This window comes from Rhodococcus wratislaviensis (assembly GCF_900455735.1).
In the GTDB taxonomy this organism is placed as follows: domain Bacteria; phylum Actinomycetota; class Actinomycetes; order Mycobacteriales; family Mycobacteriaceae; genus Rhodococcus_F; species Rhodococcus_F wratislaviensis.
This window is the reverse complement of the sequence record NZ_UAUI01000016.1, coordinates 44493-64055: the sequence shown is the minus strand read 5'-3', so window position 1 is coordinate 64055 and position 19563 is coordinate 44493. Positions and strand designations below refer to the sequence as shown.

The following is a 19563-nucleotide window of genomic DNA, read 5'->3' as shown; positions in this document are numbered from 1 at the left end:
GTGGTGGACGGGATTCGGGTGACGCGGGGTCAGCCCTGGACACCGAAGGGCAGCGTGAAACGCACGTCGCCCTCGACGATGTCGCGCATGTCCGGGATCCCGTTCCGGAACTGGAGTGTGCGCTCGAGCCCCATGCCGAACGCGAACCCGGTGTACACGTCGGGGTCGATTCCGGAGGCGCGCAGCACATTCGGGTTGACCATTCCGCAGCCGCCCCACTCGACCCAGCCCGCGCCGCCCTTCTTGTTCGGGAACCAGACGTCGACCTCCGCGGACGGTTCAGTGAACGGGAAGTAGTTCGGGCGCATCCGGGTGCGGGTCTCGGGACCGAACAGTGCGCGGGCGAACGCGTCGAGCGTGCCGCGCAGGTGGGCCATGGTGAGGCCCTTGTCGACGGCGAGTCCCTCCACCTGAGAGAACACCGGGGTGTGGGTCGCGTCGAGTTCGTCGGTACGGAACGTTCGCCCCGGGCACACCACGTAGATCGGCACTTCGCGGGAAAGCATCGTGCGCACCTGAACCGGCGACGTGTGCGTGCGGAGCACCTGGCGCGAGCCCTCCGGTGCGATGTGGAACGTGTCCTGCATGGTCCGCGCGGGGTGATCGGGCAGGAAGTTCAGGGCATCGAAGTTGAAGTGCTCGGTCTCCACCTCCGGCCCCTCGGCGACCTCCCAGCCCATCGCGACGAACACGTCCTCGACCTGCTCGGAGATGATGCTGATCGGGTGGCGGGCTCCCACCGGCTGACGCTGCGACGGCAGCGTCACGTCGATGGCCTCGGCCACGAGGACGGCCGCGTCGCGCTCGGCGAGCAGGACGGCGCGGCGCTCGTCGAACGCCGCACTGATCCGGGTGCGGGCGACGTTCACGCGCTTGCCTGCGTCGGCTTTCTCCTTGCCCGGCAGGGCTCCGAGTCCGCGGCGGGCGAGGGCGATCGGCGACCTGTCACCCATGTGCTCGACCTTGACCTTCGCCAGGTCGTCGAGATCCGCCGCCGACGCGAACGCCTTTTCCGCGCTCTCGGCTGCCGCAGTCAGAGCGTCTTCGGTGAGCGCACTCGCATCGACCGCGCCGCCTTCGACCCCCGTGGAGGCAGCGCCCTCTTTTTTAGCCACGACCGGTGCCACTCCTTAAGTTCTTTCAGTCAACACTCTCGACGAAACCGAAACAGCTCGCCGTCAAATCCTATGCGATCCGATTTTCGCCGTTTCAGCTGTCGGTTCGCCTGCGGTTCTGGACCCGCGCGCTCGAGTACAGGCAGATCGACGCCGCCGTCGCCAGGTTGAGGCTCTCGGCTCGGCCGTGGATCGGAATCCGCACCCGGTGATCGGCTCGCGCCGAGGTCGCTGCGTCGAGGCCGTGGGCCTCGTTGCCGAACAGCCACGCCGTGGGGCGGGCCAGCAGCTCGTCGGCATCGTCCAGATCGACTTCGCCGTCGGCCGCCGTGGCGAGCAACTGAATCCCCGCCGCGCTGATGCTGTCGAGGACCGCCGCGGTGTCCCGCTCACGCACCACCGGGAGGTGGAAGAGGCTTCCGGCGGACGCACGGACGCATTTGCCGTTGTGCGGGTCGACGCTGTCGCCCGCGAGAATCGCCGCGTCCGCGCCCACCGCATCGGCTACCCGGATGACGGTGCCCGCGTTGCCGGGCTCCGCGACCGCGACCGGAACCGCGAGCAAACGAGTTCCGGGGCCTATCGCCTCCGCCAGCGGAACGTCGAGGAGATCGCACACCGCGACGAGACCCGGCGGGGTCACCGTGTCGCTGAGCGCTCGAACCGCACGGTCCGTCACCAGCGACGTCCGGACGCCGGCAGAATGCGCCCGGTCGATCAGTGTCGAGTACCGCTGCTCCGCATCCTCGGTGTAGAAGAGGTCGTGCACGGGGCGGGTGCCGAGTGCCTCGCCGACGGAGTTCTCGCCCTCCACCAGGAAGCGCCCGACCTTGCGGCGTTCCGCGGTGCGGAGCAGCTTGACAGCAGAAACGACCCGTGGGGTGCGCTCGGTGAGCGGGTCCACGGGTCGTTTCCGAGGCTCTGAAGGCCGGGGTGCTGCGAGACTCAGGCTGCTTCTCCGGCCGGAGCGTTCACGTCGGCCGGGAGCGCCGCCTTGGCGAGGGCCACGAGGCCGGCGAATGCCGCCGCGTCGGAAACGGCCAGCTCGGCGAGGTTCTTACGGTCGACCTCGATCTCGGCCAGACGCAGACCCTGGATCAGGCGGTTGTACGTGATGTCGTTCGCCCGTGCAGCAGCGTTGATACGCGTGATCCACAGCTTGCGGAAGTCGCCCTTGCGCGCGCGGCGGTCACGGTAGGCGTAGGTCAGCGAGTGGAGCTGCTGTTCCTTCGCCTTGCGGTACAGGCGCGAGCGCTGTCCGCGGTAGCCGCTGGAGGCTTCGAGAATCGAACGACGCTTCTTCTGGGCGTTTACCGCCCTCTTTACGCGTGCCACTGAAAAATCCTGTCAATCTTGGGGCGGTGAGCTGCCCCGGGTGGTCAGTAAAAGGGTGTCGACTCAGATGTCGAGCAGGCGCTTGATGCGAGGAGTGTCAGCCTTGCTGACGACTGCCACGCCATCGAGGCGACGGGTCACCTTCGTGGCCTTGTGCTCGAGCAGGTGGCGGCGACCGGCCTTCTGGCGCAGGATCTTTCCGCTGCCGGACACCTTGAATCGCTTCGCGGTGCCGCTGTGGGTCTTCGACTTGGGCATGGAGTCCTCAGTTCTCTGTATCCGGACCGTGATCCGGGTCGTGCTGGTGTAGTCGGACTAGCTGGTCGGCGCTTCGCCGGGCGCACTGTCGCCCGCCTGCTCCGCGGGTGTCGCCGGAGCCTGTGCCGGTGCGGCCGGCGCGGGAGTTGCCCGCTGCGCCGGCGGCGCGGCGGCGCTTTCCTGCGCCTTCACACGGGTCTTCGCGCCCTTGTGCGGAGCGAGCACCATCGTCATGTTTCGACCGTCCTGCTTGGCGGACGTCTCCACGAACCCGAGATCCGCGACGTCTGCACCGAGACGCTGCAGCAGCCGGAATCCGAGCTCCGGACGTGACTGCTCACGTCCGCGGAACATGATCGTGACCTTGACCTTGGATCCGGCTTCGAGGAAGCGCACGACGTTGCGCTTCTTCGTCTCGTAGTCGTGATCGTCGATCTTGGGGCGGAGCTTCTGCTCCTTGATGACCGTGAGCTGCTGGTTCTTGCGCGACTCACGCGCCTTCTGCGCGGCCTCGTACTTGAACTTGCCGTAGTCCATGATCTTGCAGACCGGCGGGCGAGCGTCGGGGGCCACCTCGACCAGGTCGAGATCGGCCTCGAGGGCCAAGCGGAGTGCATCTTCAACACGCACGATGCCAACCTGTTCACCTCCGGGTCCGACGAGGCGGACCTCGGGAACTCGGATGCGATCGTTGATGCGGGTCTCAGTGCTGATGGGGCCTCCTAGGTTGAACGGTCTTGTCTCGAGACCGCCAGCAGCCCGTACGCCCGGATTCCCAACAAAAAAGCCCCGCTGCGGTGAATGACTCTCACCATGCGGGGCCCGATGTCGACCGATCAGACGAACTCACGGCTCACGCCGATCCCTCATCTCCTCACACTCGAGGAACTCGAACCGAGTAACCTCGGGCCGAGCGACCGGACCACTGAACTGCAGTTTTACCTGCCGCGCAGAGGTGGGAGTCGGACTCCACTTGCTGCCCCCGACAAATCCGAAGGCGGTCGTTGGGTCAAGAGTAACATTTGCGCACGTCGTGAGCTAATCGATACCGGGACGTTGCGCCGGCGGACGCTGGTGGAATCCTCTAAGGCATGACGGACAACATCGATGACACCCCGAACGACGGCACCCTGACCGGCGGTGACCAGAATACCGACGTCCGGGAACTGGCCGACGTGCCCTCGGTCGAGGTCATCAGCCGCGCCGCGGTCATGCTCATGAGTTCGGCAGCCGAGAAACTCGGTCTCTCCGACGCCGACCCCGACTCCAGCCCCCACCGCGACCTCGACGAGGCCCGCCGGGTCATCACCGCCCTCGCCGGCCTGGTGACCGCGTCCATCGAGTACCTCGGACCGCACGCGGGACCGATCCGGGAAGGCCTCCAGGCGCTGCAGCGCGCCTTCCGCGAAGCGTCCTCGCACCCGGACGAGCCGGGCAAGGGTCCGGGCGAGAAGTACACCGGCCCCGTGTACTGACATGGCGAGCCGCAACAAGACCGCGCAGACACCGGCCGACGTCGACGAGTTCCTCGCCACGATCGCCGACCCGGTCAAGCGCGCCGACAGCACACACCTGGTGGAACTGCTCACCGCCGCGAGCGGGGAGCCCGCCGCGATGTGGGGCACCAGCATCGTCGGGTTCGGCTCGCGCCACTACAGGTATGCCAGCGGACACGAGGGCGATACCGCACTGATCGGCTTCTCGCCCCGGGCCGCGGCACTCACCCTGTACCTCTCGCTCGACTTTTCCGAGCACGAGGCCGAACTCGCCGCGCTCGGCAAGCACACACTCGGCAAGGGCTGCCTGTACGTCAAGAAGCTCGCCGACGTCGACGAGTCGGTTCTCGTCTCGTTGCTGAACCGATCCGTGGCCGCCGCCCGCGCGCTCTGATCGAATCTCAGCGCTCGAACACGCTGCGCGCGTCGGCCGGCGGTTCGCCGAAGAGACTCGGATCGCGCGGGACGAACGACCGGCCGGTGAGGGTGGCGTCGGACACCCGGTCCAGCCGGAACCACCGCACACCCGCGCGGCTCAGGCACCACGCGACGAGGAACCACGATCCCCTCGTGTGAGCGAGAAGGTGCGGTTCGACGACGCGGTCGGTGCGCTCACCGTCCCGGTCCACATATCGGAGCGACACCAGCAGTTCGCGCTGCACTGCGTCTTCGACGACGCGGCGGATGCGTGGTTCCGCGCTCGCCGTGTCGTCGTCTCGCCGGATCCACACCTTCGCGCCGAGTCGGTGCACCCGCTCCCTCGACTCGGCATCCATCACGTCGAGCAGCTTGGCCAGCGCGGCGCGGCCGTCGGTCGCGAACGGCGCATCGCGAAACGCCGTGAGGGCCAGGGCCACCGAGACCGCTTGCGCGGGCGTGAAATTCACGGGCGGCAACGTGCCGTTCCCGATGATCCCGTATCCCCCACCCGGCCCGGCAGTGGCCCAGATCGGGGCACCCGAGGACTGCAGCACGGCGATGTCCCGCTTGATCGTCCGGGTGGTCACCTCGAACTGCGCCGCCAACTGCTCCGCGGTCCGGCCCCGGTCACCCGCACGGCGCAGTTCTTCGGTCAGGGCGTGGAGGCGAGCGGCGCGGTCCATGAGGGCAGTCTGCCGAACGACCCCGGCAAAGTCCCGATTCTGACCGACCGATTCCGTTATGCGACTGTGACACATACGGTGACACGCAGATGTCACCGTTACGGGTTCACTCTTGTCTCATGACCCAGACAAGCGAAGCACACGACAGCACAGACACTCACATCATCCTGGCTCCCGGATTCTGGCTCGGCGCATGGGCTTGGGAGGCAGTGGCTTCCGACCTGGTCCGGCGAGGACACCACGTCACCGCGGTGACGTTGCCCGGACTCGGCTCCGCGGACAGCGACCGCGCCGGCATCCGACTGGACGATCACATCTCCGCAATCGCTGACGTCGTCGCGAACACACCGTCGTCGGAGCGGGTTGTGCTCGTCGCGCACAGCGGTGCGGGACCGGTGGCCTACGCGGCGAGCGATCGGGTGCACGGCCGACTGGCCCGCATCGTCTACGTCGACTCGGGACCACTGCAGAACGGCACCGCACTCCGTGAGGATCTCGATCCTTCGGTCACCGAGATCCCGCTTCCGTCGTGGTCCGAACTCGAGGCCGAGGGCAGCAGTCTCGACGGACTCGACGACGTCGTGCTCGAGACGTTCCGTAACCGCGCAGTGCCCGAACCGGCCGGTCCCGCGAGGGACAGGATCGAACTCCGCGACAGCGGCCGGCTGGACGTGCCTACCACGGTGATCTGCACCAGCTTCCCGTCGGAGGTCATTCAGCAGATGGCAGGCGCGGGCCATCCGATGGCCGCCGAACTCGCTCAGATCGCGAAGGTCGAGTACGTCGATCTGCCGACCGGTCACTGGCCGATGTGGTCACGGCCCGCAGACCTCGCGACCGCGATCGACGCGGCCGCGAGGGACTGACCGAACTCAGCTGACTGCCGCGGCCTTCTTCGGCGCCCGCTTGCGCGGTGTCGCCGTGGCGGCCGCGGCAGTCTTCTTCGTCGAAGCGGACTTCCGTGTCGCCGACGACTTGGCCGCCTTCGATTTCGCCGCAGCGGGAGCCGCCGGCACCTCGAGGACGTTTTCCAGGAACCGACCCGTGTAACTCTCCGGAACCTGCGCCACCTCCTCGGGGGTGCCCTGCGCGACGACGGTTCCACCGCCGGACCCGCCCTCGGGCCCCATGTCGACCACCCAGTCGGAGGTCTTGATCACGTCGAGGTTGTGCTCGATCACGATCACCGTGTTGCCCTTGTCGACCAACCCGTTGACGACACCGAGCAGCTTACGGATGTCCTCGAAGTGCAGACCCGTCGTGGGCTCGTCGAGGATGTACACCGTGCGGCCGGTCGAACGTTTCTGCAGTTCGGCAGCAAGTTTCACGCGCTGCGCCTCACCACCGGACAACGTCGGCGCGGGCTGACCGAGCCGCACGTACCCGAGTCCGACCTCGACCAGGGTCTTGAGGTAGCGGTGGATCGAGGTGATGGGCTCGAAGAACTCCGCGGCCTCCTCGATCGGCATGTCCAGGACCTCGGCGATGGTCTTGCCCTTGTAGTGGACCTCGAGAGTCTCGCGGTTGTACCGGGCGCCGTGGCAGACCTCGCACGGCACGTACACGTCGGGCAGGAAGTTCATCTCGATCTTCAGCGTGCCGTCGCCCGAGCAGGCCTCGCACCGGCCGCCCTTGACGTTGAACGAGAACCGGCCCGGCTGGTAGCCGCGCACCTTCGACTCCGTGGTGGCGGCGAACAGGGTGCGGATCTTGTCGAACACCCCGGTGTAGGTGGCCGCATTGGACCGCGGGGTACGGCCGATCGGCGACTGGTCGACCTGCACGAGCTTGTCCAGCTGGTCGAGCCCGTTGATGCGGGTGTGCCGGCCCGGCACCTGGCGGGCGCCGTTGAGTTTGTTCGCCATCACCGTCGCGAGGATGTCGTTGACGAGCGTCGACTTACCGGACCCGGACACGCCGGTGACCGACGTGAGCACACCCAGCGGGAAACTGACGTCGATACCCCCGAGGTTGTGTTCGCGCGCGCCGATCACCGTGACCTGCCGCTTGCGATCGACCGGTCGGCGGATGGCCGGAATCTCGATGTGACTGCGCCCCGACAGGTACGCGCCGGTGAGGGATTCCTCGCAGTCGAGCAGTTCCTCGTACGGCCCGCTGTGGACGACCTTGCCTCCGTGCTCGCCTGCGAGCGGTCCGATGTCGACCACCCAGTCGGACGTCCGGATGGTGTCTTCGTCGTGTTCGACCACGATGAGTGTGTTCCCGAGGTCGCGAAGACGCGTCAGGGTCTCGATGAGACGCCGGTTGTCGCGCTGATGCAGACCGATCGACGGCTCGTCGAGGACGTACAGGACGCCCACCAGGCCCGAGCCGATCTGGGTGGCGAGGCGAATACGCTGCGCCTCACCGCCGGACAGCGTCCCGGCGGCGCGAGCGAGCGACAGGTATTCGAGGCCGACGTCGAGCAGGAAGCCGAGACGTGCCTGGACCTCCTTGAGCACCTGACCGGCGATGGCCTCCTCGCGACTGCCCAGCGTGAGGCTGTTCAGGAAGTCGGCGCAATCGGAGATCGACAGTTCACAGACCTCGGCGATCGACTTCATGCCGAACTTCTCGTTCGCGATCGTGACCGACAGGATCTCGGGGCGCAGACGCGCACCGCCGCACGCGGGACAGGGGGTGTCACGCATGTAGCCGTCGTAGCGTTCCTTCATCTGGTCCGACTCGGTCTGCTCGAGCCGGCGGTGCAGGAACGGCATGACGCCCTCGAACTCGGCGTAGTAGGAACGGGTACGCCCGTACCGGTTCTTGTATCGGACGTGGACCTGTTCCTCGCTACCCTCCAGGATCGCGCGGCGTGCCTTCGCGGGCAGCTTGTTCCACGGCGTCTTCATGTCGAAGCCGAGAATGTCGCCGAGCCCGGACAGCAGGCGGCCGAAGTATTCGGAACTCTGCCCCATCGACCACGGTGCGATCGCTCCGTCCTCGAGGGACAGCTCGGGGTCGGGGACCACGAGGTCGGGGTCGACCTCCTTGCGGATGCCGAGGCCGGTGCACTCGGGGCACGCGCCATACGGGGAGTTGAACGAGAACGACCGGGGTTCGAGGTCGTCGATGGAGAGCGCGTGTCCGTTCGGGCACGCGAGCTTCTCCGAGAACCGGCGTTCCCGGTCTGCGGCGTTCTCTTCGCGGTCGACGAAGTCGAGGACGACGATGCCCTCCGCCAACCGCAGCGCGGTCTCGACGGAATCGGTGAGCCGCTGCTTGGAGCTGGCCTTGACGGTGAGGCGGTCGACGACGACCTCGATGTCGTGCTTCTCCTGCTTCTTGAGCTTGGGCGGATCGGACAGCGGATGCACCACGCCGTCGACCCGCACACGTGAGTAGCCCTGCATGTTGAGCTGGTCGAACAGGTCGACGAATTCACCCTTGCGGGTCCGCACGACGGGAGCGAGCACCTGGAAGCGGGTGCCTTCCTCCATGTCGAGGACCTGGTCGACGATCTGCTGCGGCGTCTGCCGCGCGATCTGCTCGCCACACACCGGGCAGTGGGCGGTGCCGGCGCGGGCGTACAGCAGACGGAGGTAGTCGTAGACCTCCGTGATGGTGCCGACCGTCGACCGCGGGTTGCGGTTGGTCGACTTCTGGTCGATGGACACCGCAGGCGACAGACCTTCGATGAAGTCGACGTCGGGCTTGTCCATCTGACCGAGGAACTGGCGCGCGTACGCCGACAGCGACTCGACGTAGCGTCGCTGACCCTCGGCGAAGATCGTGTCGAACGCCAGACTCGACTTGCCCGAGCCCGACAGCCCGGTGAACACGATCAGGCTGTCGCGGGGCAGATCGAGATCGACCCCTCGCAGATTGTGCTCACGGGCACCCCGCACGATAAGGCGATCCGCCACTCCAAGTCCCTTCATTGTTCGACAGCCGAGGACACGCATGAATGCTGGGCCCTCTGGCCGTGCCATGGTAAGCCGGGGCACCGACACGTTCTGTGGGACGGATGGCCGCCCTGCCACTCACCTGCCTGTATTCGACGGTAGCCTCCCCATCATGACCGAGCAGCCCATGGTGATAGAAGACTCGTACACCGGCCACGTCTCCCCCGGGTCGGCGCCGCAGCGCCGCACGGTTCCGGGAGCCACGATCACGAAGATGTCCGTCGGCCCCATGGACAACAACGTGTACCTGGTCGTCTGTTCCACAACCGGAAAATCCGTCCTCATCGACGCCGCCAACGAGGCGGACCGCGTCAACCAACTGATCGGCGAACACGCTCCGTCCCTCGAGCTGATCGTCACCACACACCAGCACGGCGACCACTGGCTGGCGCTCGAGGACGTCGCGGCCGCCACCCGCGTGGACACCGCCGCCCATCCGCTCGACGCCGACGCACTGCCCGTCCGGCCCGACCGTCTCCTCGAGGACGGTGACACGGTCACCGTCGGCGACGTCACCCTCGACGTGATCCATCTCGCCGGCCACACCCCCGGCTCCGTCGCACTCGCGCTCACCGAGGCCGGCGGCGGACGCACCCATCTCTTCACCGGCGACTCCCTCTTCCCCGGCGGCGTCGGTAAGACCGCCGACGCCGGCAAGTTCGCATCGCTGCTCTCCGACGTCGAAACCAAGCTCTTCGACCGCTACGGCGACGACACGGTCGTCTACCCCGGCCACGGTGACGACACCACCCTCGGGGCCGAGCGCCCCCACCTCGGGGAGTGGCGCGAGCGCGGCTGGTGACCCCACCCGATCGCCGATTGCGCACCGAACGGTCCGCGATTGGCGATCGGCCTCCCTGGGTACTGGTGAATGGGCAGCACGTCGGTTCGGCAACTCAGTCGTACGCCGACGGCTGCCCAGAACTCTCGTTAGTGTGAGACGGGAGAACTCGAGATTGGGAGGCCAGGAATGCTTGTCCGTCGTATCGCTCGCCCACTGCTGTCCGCAGTCTTCATCAGCGGAGGGATCGATGCACTTCGAAATCCGGCGCAGAGAGCACAGGCCGCCGCACCACTGATCGACAAGTCCACCGAGGCGCTTCCCGGGTCCGTCACGCAGAAGATCCCGTCCGACCCGGAGACGTTGGTCAAGATCAACGCCGCCGTGCAGATCGGCGGCGGAATTCTTCTCGCCACCGGGAAGGCGCCGCGACTCGCGTCCCTCGCGCTTGCCGGCAGCCTCGTGCCCACTACCGTTGTGGGGCACGACTTCTGGAACGAGACCGACCCCGCCAAGAAGGCGGCGCAGCGCACTCAGTTCCTCAAGAACGTCAGCCTGCTCGGCGGACTGCTGATCGCCGCCGTCGACACCGAGGGCAAGCCGTCCCTCGGCTGGCGTGGCCGTCGCGCCGCCCGGCACGCACAGGAGGCCGTGGCAGCGGCTCTGCCGCTCGGATCGGGTCACGACCATCACGGTCCCGAGATCGCGGAGGCGTTGGCTGCGGCGTCGGAGCGCGCACGCATCCTGTCCGGTGAGGCCGCCGAGCGCGGGTCCGGGCTCCTCGAGATCGCGAAAGACCGTGGCGCCGAATTCGCGAAGGTCGCGGCGGACCGCGGCCCCGAGTGGGCGGACGTCGCGAAGGAACACGGCTCCGAGTGGGCCGAAATCGCCAAGGAACACGGCTCCGAGTGGGCCGAGGTCGCCAAGGAGCGCGGCGCGGAACTCGTCGAACTGGCGAGGGAACGCGGAGCGGAACTCGTCGACGTCGCCAAAGAGCGCGGCCCGGAATTGGCCGAGGTCGCCCGCGAGAAGAGCGGCGAATGGGCCGGCACCGCCGCGGAACGCAGTGAGGTGCTGAGCAAGCGGGCCCGCAAGCAAGCGGAAACCGCGCTCGAGAAGGCCCGAGCGAAGCGGGACGAACTGTCCCACTGACCCGATCCGCGGCGCCGACCGGCGCCGGATATTCGATCTGATCGGCCCCGGAGATCGCCCCTGACCTGCACTGTCAGCGGGCCGCCTCCGGGGCCGACTAGACTGTCCAGGCACTTTTGCAGCCGATCCGGTTGCAGCCGAACCAGTCAAGGAGACCTCTTGCCCGACGAGGACACGTCACGCGACGAGCGCGAGCTCGAGCAGCAGTACGTGACGATGCTCTACACCCGACTGGACGGCCTTCGCCAGTACGCGGCGAACCGGCTGAGCCGTGTTCTGCTCGAAACCGGCGGGACCCCGCAAGCCCGCAGCGAGCGGGAGTCGTTCAACCAGCTCTACACCGAAGACCTCGCCAAATACGACGCCGCCGAGAACGGTCTGTGCTTCGGGCGAATCGATCTCGACGGCGAGCACCGCTACATCGGCCGACTCGGCATCCTCGACGAGGAGAACGACTACGAGACGATGCTCCTCGATTGGCGTGCGCCCCTTGCCCGCCCGTTCTACCTCGCCACCCCCGCCGCCCCCGACGGCGTCTCCCGTCGACGGCACATCCGGACGCGGAGCCGCCGGGTGACGGCCGTCAACGACGAGTATCTGGATCTGGCGGCGGCGGAGGCCGCGGGCACGGTCACCGGCTCGGACGGCGTCGCGGGCGAGAGTGCGCTGCTCGCGGCCCTCAACGCGGCCCGCACGGGTCAGATGAACGACATCGTCGAGACGATCCAGGGTGAACAGGACGCCATCATCCGGTCGGAACACAAGAGTGTGCTGGTGGTCCAGGGCGGACCCGGAACCGGCAAGACCGCGGTCGCTCTGCACCGCGCCGCCTACCTGCTGTACACCTACCGTCAGCAGCTCGCCAAGGCCGGTGTCCTCATCATCGGCCCCAACGCCACGTTCCTCGACTACATCGGTCAGGTGCTGCCGTCGCTCGGCGAGACCGGTGTGCTGCTCTCGACCATCGGCGACCTCTACCCCGGTGTCCGCGCCACCGTCGAGGACGGCCTCGACGCCGGCGAGATCAAGGGCTCGCTCGACATGCTAGACGTCCTCAAGAAGGCGGTCCGGGACCGGCAGGAGGTGCCGTCGCGTCCCGTCGAGCTGACGTTCGACACCTACCGGATCACCCTCGACCGCAAGGTCGTCACCCGCGCGCGTGGCCGGGCGAGGTCGTCGCGACGCCCGCACAACCTGGCCCGTCCCATCTTCGTCTCGTCGGTCATCGAGGCACTCGCCCAGCAACTCGCGGACACACTGGGCGCCAACGTCGTCGACGGCGGCAACCTGCTGAGCCGGGACGACATCGCCGATATGCGGGACGAGATGCGCGAAGACCCGGAGATCATGACGGCGATCAGTGCGCTGTGGCCGGAACTGTCGCCGCAGCAGGTCCTCGCCGAACTGTATGCCTCGCCGAAGCGACTGGCCGACGCCGCGCCGAATCTGACCGAAGCGCAACGTGAGTCGCTGCGACGCCCCGTCATGCGCGGCTTCAGTGCCGCCGACGCACCCCTGCTCGACGAGTTGGCGGAACTGCTCGGCGTCGACGACGCCGCCGAACGGGAGCGCGCCCGCCGCCAGTGGCGCGCCCAGATCGCGGATGCCCAGGGCGCTCTGGACATCCTGACCGGTTCGGCGCCACAGGATCTCGAGGACGAGCTGGACCCGGAAATTCTGATGGCCTACGACCTGATCGACGCCAGTCAGCTGGCCGAACGCCACGACGTGGGACAGCACCAGACGACCGCGGAGCGCGCAGCGGGCGACCGAACCTGGACCTACGGCCACGTGATCGTCGACGAGGCGCAGGAGCTCTCGGAGATGGCCTGGCGAATGCTGATGCGGCGCATACCGAATCGCTGGATGACGCTCGTCGGCGACACCGCGCAGACCGGCGACCCGGCGGGAACGTCGTCGTGGCAACGGATCCTCGAGCCGTACGTGGCCACACGGTGGAAGCTGACGGAACTGACCGTCAACTACCGCACTCCGGCGGAGATCATGACGACGGCACGGCGGGTTCTCGCCGAGATCGACGCCGAACAGACAGTGCCGCGGTCGGTGCGCGAATCCGGTTTCGCGCCGTGGGCACTGCAGGTGTCCGAAGGCGAACTCGCAGACACCGTGCGCACCTGCGTGTCCCGGGAAACCGGACCGGGCACCACTGTCGTGATCGGGGGCCACGACCTCGTCGCCGCACTCTCCGACCTGAGGTCGGACACCGTCAGCGTCCTGACGGTTCGGGACGTCAAGGGGTTGGAGTTCGACTCGGTGCTCATCGCCGAACCCCAGGACATTCTCGACGAGTCGCCGCGGGGAATGAACGACCTCTACGTCGCCCTGACCCGCGCGACGCAACGACTCGGTGTGGTGCACACCAAGACCTTGCCCGCGGTGCTGTCCGAACTCGGTCCGGCCGAGGTCGGGATTCTGTCGTGACACCGGGCGGGCGCGGTCGGCTGATGGGGTGTGGGCTCGTCCTCACCGCGATCGTGCTGACCGCGTGTTCGGAGGCCACCGCCTCCGATCCGCCGTCGACGGCCTCGGTTGTGTCCACGACAGCCGCGTCACACCTGGACGCCCGTGGCCTGCGCTACAAGGAGTCGCTGATCGGAGCCGGCATACCGGCGCTGCCCGACGACACGGTCATGGCACTCGCCAACGGGATTTGCGGTCAGCTGTCCGGGGGCACCGACGAGGCGACGATCCTCGCGCATCTGACCCCGATAGCGCAGTTCGCCTCGGCGACGTCGGATATCGGCCTCACCACCGAACAGGTGGCGCAGGTCTATCTCGATGCCGCCGAGGCGAATTACTGCTGATCGAGTCGTGCGTCAGCGCACCGTGTGGACGATGAGGACGTCGGACGTCGACTTGCGTGCGGCATCCGACGGAACCGAGCCGAGGAGACGCCCGGTAAGGGTGTTGAGTCCCCGGTTGCCGATCACCAGAAGACCGGCCTCGACCTCGTCGACCAGGTTCAGCAGCGATTCGACGGGGGCGCCGACGACGGCGCGTTCCACGACCTCCTTGGCGCCGGCGGCGTGGGCGCGCTCCTTCGCGGTGCGGAGGATCTCGTACGTCGGGGCAGAACCGGTGATCTGGTAGGCCTCGTCACCGAGCGCGTCGGCGGCCTGCCCGACGTCCTTCGGATCGGCCGGGTAGTACGCGCAGGCGATGATCAGCTTGGCGCCGGCGTCCCCCGCGATGGCGGCAGCCTTCTCGACGGCCAGAAACGACGACTCGGAGCCATCGGTTCCGACGACAACGGTCCGGTAGGCGCTCATTCATTCCTCCATGTCTGCGGTGGTCAATTGGCCGGGGTCCGGACATCCGTCATGCCTGGACCCAGCAGCCACTGCGCTGACCCTAGCTGTATCGGTGCCCGCATAGGTGCATTTGCAACACATGCCACAGGGGATATCCCCAGTGCATGACGGATCACATTCCGGACGCGCCCGGGCTGTGATCAGCGTCAACGTGACGTGCCGACCTTGGGACCGAACACGCCGGCCGGGAACACCCCCGCCGCGACGATCGCGTCACGCCACGGGGTCGCGAGTTCGACGAGCCGGGCCGCCCCGTCCTCCCCCAGCGCGGCCCACGGGGCCAGCGCGAGATCGTCGGTGAGATCCTCGACCAGTTCGCGCAGTTCCTTGCCGTCTGCGGTGAGTTCACCCCGCGCGTCCAGGATCTCGCGGTCGCGCAGACTGTCGCTCGCCGAGTCCCACTGGTCCTGAGTCCAGGCGCGGCGGGTGATCGCGAACTTCTTCTGGAAGCCGAATCCGGTCGCGGTGTGCGTGATCAGAGATTCGAGTCCGCTGAGCCCCGCCGTCTGCAGGGCGGCGACGTGACCGTCGCCGCGGTACTCCCGCAACAACGTGAGGGCATGCCAGAAGGCGAGGTGCGGTGCGTCCGGCCACTCCACCTCCGCATAACCCGCGTATAGGGGCCTACCCTCGACACCCTGGATCCCCCGGGCGGCGATCGACGCGAGTTCGGCGGCCTCGGCCATCTCCGGAGAATTCGTCACCGATTCGCCGAGAAGTCGCACATACGCCTCCCCGACCGCCCGGTATCGCGCGTCGACGATTGCCGCGGGCGTGGCCAGACCCCAGGCACGCGGAATGACCGACTCGATCACGGCCGGACTGAAGTTGAAGAAGGTCGCAGTGACGACGCCCGCACCGACCGCGCCCATCGCCGCGGAGCGGCCCGCGAAGTAGCCCATCCGACCCGGCTCGAGACCCGCCTCGACCAGACGATCCTCGACCTCGGGAACGAAATAGCTGAGGGAATGAAGCAACTCCAAGGACCGGGCGGTACGACCTGCGCTGTGTGCATCCATGCTTCAGACCGTACTGCCTCGACGCCGCCGCTATTTCAGACCCGCGGCGTCCATGCCGCGCAGCTCCTTCTTCAGGTCGGCGATCTCGTCGCGCAGTCGCCCGGCGAGTTCGAACTGCAGATCGCGGGCGGCGTTCATCATCTGATCGGTCAATTCCTTGACCAGGTCGGCCAACTCCGCCCTGGGCATCGACTTCGTGTCGCGACCCTCGTAGACCCCGGCGCTGACCGAGCGTCCGGCCTCGCCCTGCGCGCGGCGCCCGCGGGTGGCGTTGCGTCCGGAACCGCCGACGTCGACCCCGCTGGCCGTGTCCTCGGCTTCCTCGTAGACCTGGTCGAGGATGTCCGCGATCTTCTTCCGCAGCGGCTGCGGATCGACGCCCATCTTCTCGTTGTAGGCGATCTGCTTCTCACGCCGCCGCTCGGTCTCCTCGATCGCGTGCTGCATCGAGTCGGTGATCTTGTCGGCGTACATGTGGACCTGGCCGGAGACGTTACGAGCTGCACGGCCGATGGTCTGGATGAGGCTGGTCGAGCTCCGGAGGAACCCCTCCTTGTCGGCGTCGAGGATGGCCACCAACGACACCTCGGGAAGGTCGAGTCCCTCACGCAGCAGGTTGATACCCACCAGAACGTCGTACTCCCCGAGCCGAAGCTGCCGGAGCAGCTCGACCCGTCGCAGAGTGTCGATGTCCGAGTGCAGGTACCGCACCCGGATCCCGAGTTCGAGGAGGTAGTCGGTGAGGTCTTCCGCCATCTTCTTCGTCAACGTGGTGACGAGGACGCGCTCGTCGCGGTCCGCGCGTTCGCGGATCTCGTGCACGAGGTCGTCGATCTGCCCCTTGGTCGGTTTGACGACCACCTGGGGGTCGACGAGACCGGTGGGGCGGATGACCTGCTCGACGAACTCCCCGCCTGCCTGTCCGAGCTCGTACTTGCCGGGTGTGGCCGACAGGTACACCGTCTGCCCGATGCGCTGGGTGAATTCCTCCCAGGTCAGCGGGCGGTTGTCGGTGGCGGACGGCAACCGGAACCCGAACTCGACGAGGTTCCGCTTACGCGACATGTCACCCTCGTACATCGCGCCGATCTGCGGGACCGTCACGTGGGACTCGTCGATGACGAGGAGGAAGTCCTCCGGGAAGTAGTCGATCAGTGTGGCGGGCGCGGTGCCCGGCCCACGACCGTCGATGTGACGCGAGTAGTTCTCGATGCCGGAGCAGAACCCGACCTGCTTGATCATCTCGAGGTCGTACTGCGTGCGCATCCGCAGCCGCTGCGCCTCGAGCAGCTTGCCCTTGTTCTCGAGGTCGGCGAGCCGTTCCTCGAGTTCGGCTTCGATGTCCTTGACGGCGCGTTCCATCCGTTCGGGACCCGCGACGTAGTGCGTGGCCGGGAAGATGCGCACCGAGTCGACCTTCCGCACCACGTCCCCGGTGAGGGGGTGCAGGTAGTACAGCGCCTCGATCTCGTCGCCGAAGAACTCGATCCGCACCGCCAGCTCCTCGTAGGAGGGAATGATCTCGACGGTGTCGCCGCGCACCCGGAAGGATCCGCGGGTGAACGCCAGATCGTTGCGGGTGTACTGCACATCGACCAGCAGCCGCAGCAGCGCATCGCGCGGAACCTCCACACCGACCTCGAGCTGCACCGACCGGTCGAGGTACGACTGCGGGGTGCCGAGGCCGTAGATGCACGACACGGACGCCACCACGACCACGTCCCGCCGCGAGAGCAGGCTCGACGTCGCAGAGTGGCGCAGTCGCTCGACGTCGTCGTTGATCGACGAGTCCTTCTCGATGTAGGTGTCGGTCTGCGCTATGTACGCCTCGGGCTGGTAGTAGTCGTAGTACGAGACGAAGTACTCGACGGAGTTGTTGGGCAGCATGTCGCGAAGCTCGTTGGCCAACTGCGCGGCGAGCGTCTTGTTGGGCGCCATCACCAGGGTGGGCCGCTGCACCTTCTCGATCAGCCACGCCGTGGTCGCGGACTTACCCGTACCGGTGGCGCCGAGCAGGACCACGTCCTTCTCGCCGGCGTTGATGCGGCGTTCCAGATCGGCGATCGCGGTGGGCTGGTCGCCGGCCGGCTTGTGGTCGCTGACGACCTCGAACCGCGCTTCCGACCGCTCGATATCCCCGATGGGACGGAACTCGGAATGTGCCACCACGGGGTGCTCGGATGCAAACGCCATGCAACCAGGGTAGGCGCAGGTACCGACAAACTCCCCGACGATCTCCGTCGGCTGAAAAACCCGGTAGGTTCCCCACCATGGCAGGCGCGAGTCACGACATCCACCCACCGAAGGTCGAGTACTTCGACCTACGAGATCACACCAACACCGACCCCAAGGGGTTCGTCCGCCACGTCGATCACTACCGCGTCGAGCCGTGGGGGCTGTACATGGCGCGCACCTCCGACCACCGGCAGTTCCACTACCTGGAGTCGTGGCTGCTCCCCGACCTCGGTCTGCGCGCGTCGATCTTCCACTACCACCCCTACCACCAGCGCGATCAGGACCACTACGTCGACATCGGCACCTTCACCCGAGGTGACGACGTGTGGAAGTCGGAGGACCACTACCTGGACCTGGTCGTCCGCACCGGCCGCGACACCGAACTCCTCGACGTCGACGAGTTGATGGAGGCGCACAGCACCGGACTGCTCGACACCGCGACGGTCGAGCAGGCGATCCTCACCGCCACCACGGCGATCGACGGAATTGCCGCGCACGGCCACGACCTCGGCCGGTGGCTGGCCTCGATCGGGATGCCGATCGACTGGCGGTGACCTACGCGCTCCAGCCGGTACGCTCGGCCCATTCCCACGCCCGGTGGTAGGCGCGGTCGAACCACGGGGACTTCGCGTCGACGTAGGCGGTGATCGCGTCCCGGTAGTCCGTGTGCCCGGCAGCCTTCTCCGCCGCACCTTCCTTGACCGCGAGGTACTCGGTGCGGGCGTCGGTGTCGGCGCGCAGCCAGTCGCGGAACACGAGCGCGAACTGCTGCCCGGGCCACCCGTCGACACGAAGATGGATGTTGACGGGCCGTCCCGGGTCGGCACCGCCGTGGATTCGCTTGCCCCACAGCGCCGGGTCGGTCTCTCCGCCCTGGTACGAGGGCTTCGGGTCGTCGGCGGTGATGTGCTCGATGCGGGGGAACCCGGCGTCGGCGAGTGATTCGGCGAGGTCGTCCGCCGTTTCGAGGTTCGCGACCGTCACCTGCACGTCGAGGACGTCCTTGGCGGGCAATCCCTCGACGGCCGTCGACCCGATGTGGTCGACCCGGACAGCGCGGTCGCCGCACACCAGTCGCAACCGAGCGATCAGCCGGTCCGCCTGCGCCGGCCACTGCGGGTTCGGCGGGGCGAGTTCGGGCAGGACACGGACGACGGTCCGGGTGCGGATATTGGACTCGAACGGCACGAGACGCTCCGACCACAGCGCCCGGATCTCCGGCTCGAGTGCGCCCGGGGCGCCGCTGTTGTCGAGCCAGACGTCGGCCGCCGCCCGCCGCTGATCGTCGTCGGCCTGGGCTGCGATCCGCGCCCGCGCATCGGTCTCGGGCATCCCCCGCGATCCGACGAGCCGCTGCACCCGCTCCTCGGCATCGACGAACACGACGACGACCAGGTGGAAGGCAGCGCCCATTCCGCCCTCGACCAGCAGCGGAATGTCCTGGACGAGGATCGCGTCCTTGGGCGCCGATTCGATGGTCTCGGTGGTGCGCGCCCCGACGAGCGGGTGAACGATGGCATTCAGCGCGAGCCGCGATTCGTCGTCGGCGAAGGCGCGGGCGGCCAGGGCGGGCCGGTCGAGCGCGCCGTCCTCCGTCAGGATCTCTTCGCCGAACCGATCGACGATGGCCGCGAGGCCGGGTGTTCCGGGTTCGACGACCTCCCGCGCAATCAGATCGGCATCGACGATCACGGCCCCGAGTTCGGCGAGGACCTTCGACACGGTGGACTTACCGGCTCCTATGCCTCCAGTGAGGCCGATTCTCAACACGCCCCCCAGTGTTGCACCCGCCGTGCACCGAGTACGCACGTCCCTCGCCGATCTCCACC

General features: G+C 67.5%; 19 protein-coding genes. 8 read left to right on the top strand and 11 right to left on the bottom strand.

Going from position 1 to position 19563, the window contains the following annotated elements; translation table 11 throughout:
* Positions 1–29: 29 nt before the first annotated feature.
* The 5 genes from pheS to infC form a co-directional block, all read right to left on the bottom strand.
* Positions 30–1115, bottom strand: a complete 1086-nt coding sequence (pheS, locus tag DTA22_RS20565) for a phenylalanine--tRNA ligase subunit alpha (RefSeq protein WP_037237508.1) — start codon at positions 1113–1115, stop codon at positions 30–32.
* A gap of 94 nt (positions 1116–1209) precedes the next feature.
* Entirely contained in the window at positions 1210–2019 is an 810-nt protein-coding gene (locus tag DTA22_RS20560; RefSeq protein ID WP_112300726.1) for a TrmH family RNA methyltransferase, read from the bottom strand.
* Positions 2020–2060: 41 nt separating this feature from the next.
* Positions 2061–2450: a 50S ribosomal protein L20 gene (gene rplT / locus DTA22_RS20555; RefSeq protein ID WP_005247385.1), complete on the bottom strand. Its 390-nt coding sequence runs from the start codon at positions 2448–2450 to the stop codon at positions 2061–2063.
* A gap of 63 nt (positions 2451–2513) precedes the next feature.
* Complete coding sequence (gene rpmI / locus DTA22_RS20550; protein WP_005247390.1) at positions 2514–2708, bottom strand: 50S ribosomal protein L35; 195 nt, start codon at positions 2706–2708, stop codon at positions 2514–2516.
* A 57-nt stretch (positions 2709–2765) separates the two neighbouring features.
* A complete protein-coding gene (gene infC / locus DTA22_RS20545) occupies positions 2766–3422 on the bottom strand; it encodes a translation initiation factor IF-3 (protein ID WP_081792551.1) in 657 nt (218 codons plus the stop codon).
* A 377-nt stretch (positions 3423–3799) separates the two neighbouring features.
* On the opposite strand from infC, the gene DTA22_RS20540 reads away from it, so the two are divergent.
* Positions 3800–4183 carry a DUF1844 domain-containing protein gene (locus tag DTA22_RS20540; protein WP_005247396.1) on the top strand — a complete coding sequence of 128 codons (384 nt, stop codon included), beginning with the start codon at positions 3800–3802 and terminating at the stop codon, positions 4181–4183.
* Between the two features lies 1 nt (position 4184).
* Complete coding sequence (locus tag DTA22_RS20535; protein ID WP_112300725.1) at positions 4185–4598, top strand: DUF1801 domain-containing protein; 414 nt, start codon at positions 4185–4187, stop codon at positions 4596–4598.
* A 7-nt stretch (positions 4599–4605) separates the two neighbouring features.
* Here DTA22_RS20535 and DTA22_RS20530 read toward each other — a convergent pair whose 3' ends face one another.
* Positions 4606–5307 carry a helix-turn-helix transcriptional regulator gene (locus DTA22_RS20530; protein ID WP_037237368.1) on the bottom strand — a complete coding sequence of 234 codons (702 nt, stop codon included), beginning with the start codon at positions 5305–5307 and terminating at the stop codon, positions 4606–4608.
* 119 nt (positions 5308–5426) lie between these two features.
* Here DTA22_RS20530 and DTA22_RS20525 point away from each other — a divergent pair, with 119 nt between their 5' ends.
* Entirely contained in the window at positions 5427–6173 is a 747-nt protein-coding gene (locus DTA22_RS20525; RefSeq protein ID WP_112300724.1) for an alpha/beta fold hydrolase, read from the top strand.
* 6 nt (positions 6174–6179) lie between these two features.
* Here DTA22_RS20525 and uvrA read toward each other — a convergent pair whose 3' ends face one another.
* Entirely contained in the window at positions 6180–9176 is a 2997-nt protein-coding gene (uvrA, locus tag DTA22_RS20520) for an excinuclease ABC subunit UvrA (RefSeq protein WP_176572849.1), read from the bottom strand.
* 151 nt (positions 9177–9327) lie between these two features.
* On the opposite strand from uvrA, the gene DTA22_RS20515 reads away from it, so the two are divergent.
* The 4 genes from DTA22_RS20515 (at position 9328) to DTA22_RS20500 (ending at position 13973) form a co-directional block, all read left to right on the top strand.
* Entirely contained in the window at positions 9328–10017 is a 690-nt protein-coding gene (locus DTA22_RS20515) for an MBL fold metallo-hydrolase (protein ID WP_037237381.1), read from the top strand.
* Between the two features lie 168 nt (positions 10018–10185).
* Complete coding sequence (locus DTA22_RS20510) at positions 10186–11148, top strand: DoxX family protein (protein WP_112300723.1); 963 nt, start codon at positions 10186–10188, stop codon at positions 11146–11148.
* A gap of 159 nt (positions 11149–11307) precedes the next feature.
* A complete protein-coding gene (locus DTA22_RS20505; RefSeq protein ID WP_112300722.1) occupies positions 11308–13590 on the top strand; it encodes a HelD family protein in 2283 nt (760 codons plus the stop codon).
* Positions 13587–13973 (top strand): DUF732 domain-containing protein, encoded by a 387-nt coding sequence (locus tag DTA22_RS20500; RefSeq protein WP_037237385.1) that lies wholly within the window; start codon positions 13587–13589, stop codon positions 13971–13973. Before DTA22_RS20505 ends, DTA22_RS20500 begins: the two co-directional genes overlap by 4 nt.
* A gap of 12 nt (positions 13974–13985) precedes the next feature.
* Here the strand turns inward: DTA22_RS20500 and DTA22_RS20495 are convergent, their stop codons facing one another.
* From DTA22_RS20495 to uvrB, 3 genes are all read right to left on the bottom strand, one after another.
* Positions 13986–14438: a universal stress protein gene (locus DTA22_RS20495; protein WP_005247414.1), complete on the bottom strand. Its 453-nt coding sequence runs from the start codon at positions 14436–14438 to the stop codon at positions 13986–13988.
* Between the two features lie 188 nt (positions 14439–14626).
* Positions 14627–15499, bottom strand: coding sequence for an SCO6745 family protein (locus DTA22_RS20490; protein WP_112300721.1), 873 nt, complete (start codon positions 15497–15499; stop codon positions 14627–14629).
* 30 nt (positions 15500–15529) lie between these two features.
* A complete protein-coding gene (uvrB, locus tag DTA22_RS20485; protein WP_005260403.1) occupies positions 15530–17692 on the bottom strand; it encodes an excinuclease ABC subunit UvrB in 2163 nt (720 codons plus the stop codon).
* Positions 17693–17769: 77 nt separating this feature from the next.
* Here uvrB and DTA22_RS20480 point away from each other — a divergent pair, with 77 nt between their 5' ends.
* Entirely contained in the window at positions 17770–18288 is a 519-nt protein-coding gene (locus DTA22_RS20480) for a DUF402 domain-containing protein (RefSeq protein ID WP_037237387.1), read from the top strand.
* Position 18289: 1 nt separating this feature from the next.
* On the opposite strand, the gene coaE is transcribed toward DTA22_RS20480, so the two are convergent.
* On the bottom strand, positions 18290–19504 hold the full coding sequence (coaE, locus tag DTA22_RS20475; RefSeq protein ID WP_112300720.1) for a dephospho-CoA kinase: 1215 nt from the start codon (positions 19502–19504) through the stop codon (positions 18290–18292).
* Positions 19505–19563 lie beyond the last annotated feature (59 nt).

What these genes read in the sequence shown, in the direction of transcription:
- rpmI (WP_005247390.1), bottom strand. Translation starts at nt 2,708, where the DNA reads ATGCCCAAGTCGAAGACCCACAGCGGCACCGCGAAGCGATTCAAGGTG.
- DTA22_RS20530 (WP_037237368.1), bottom strand. Translation starts at nt 5,307, where the DNA reads ATGGACCGCGCCGCTCGCCTCCACGCCCTGACCGAAGAACTGCGCCGT.
- DTA22_RS20490 (WP_112300721.1), bottom strand. Translation starts at nt 15,499, where the DNA reads ATGGATGCACACAGCGCAGGTCGTACCGCCCGGTCCTTGGAGTTGCTT.
- DTA22_RS20495 (WP_005247414.1), bottom strand. Translation starts at nt 14,438, where the DNA reads ATGAGCGCCTACCGGACCGTTGTCGTCGGAACCGATGGCTCCGAGTCG.
- DTA22_RS20535 (WP_112300725.1), top strand. Translation starts at nt 4,185, where the DNA reads ATGGCGAGCCGCAACAAGACCGCGCAGACACCGGCCGACGTCGACGAG.
- DTA22_RS20540 (WP_005247396.1), top strand. Translation starts at nt 3,800, where the DNA reads ATGACGGACAACATCGATGACACCCCGAACGACGGCACCCTGACCGGC.
- DTA22_RS20515 (WP_037237381.1), top strand. Translation starts at nt 9,328, where the DNA reads ATGACCGAGCAGCCCATGGTGATAGAAGACTCGTACACCGGCCACGTC.
- uvrB (WP_005260403.1), bottom strand. Translation starts at nt 17,692, where the DNA reads ATGGCGTTTGCATCCGAGCACCCCGTGGTGGCACATTCCGAGTTCCGT.
- DTA22_RS20480 (WP_037237387.1), top strand. Translation starts at nt 17,770, where the DNA reads ATGGCAGGCGCGAGTCACGACATCCACCCACCGAAGGTCGAGTACTTC.
- DTA22_RS20525 (WP_112300724.1), top strand. Translation starts at nt 5,427, where the DNA reads ATGACCCAGACAAGCGAAGCACACGACAGCACAGACACTCACATCATC.
- DTA22_RS20510 (WP_112300723.1), top strand. Translation starts at nt 10,186, where the DNA reads ATGCTTGTCCGTCGTATCGCTCGCCCACTGCTGTCCGCAGTCTTCATC.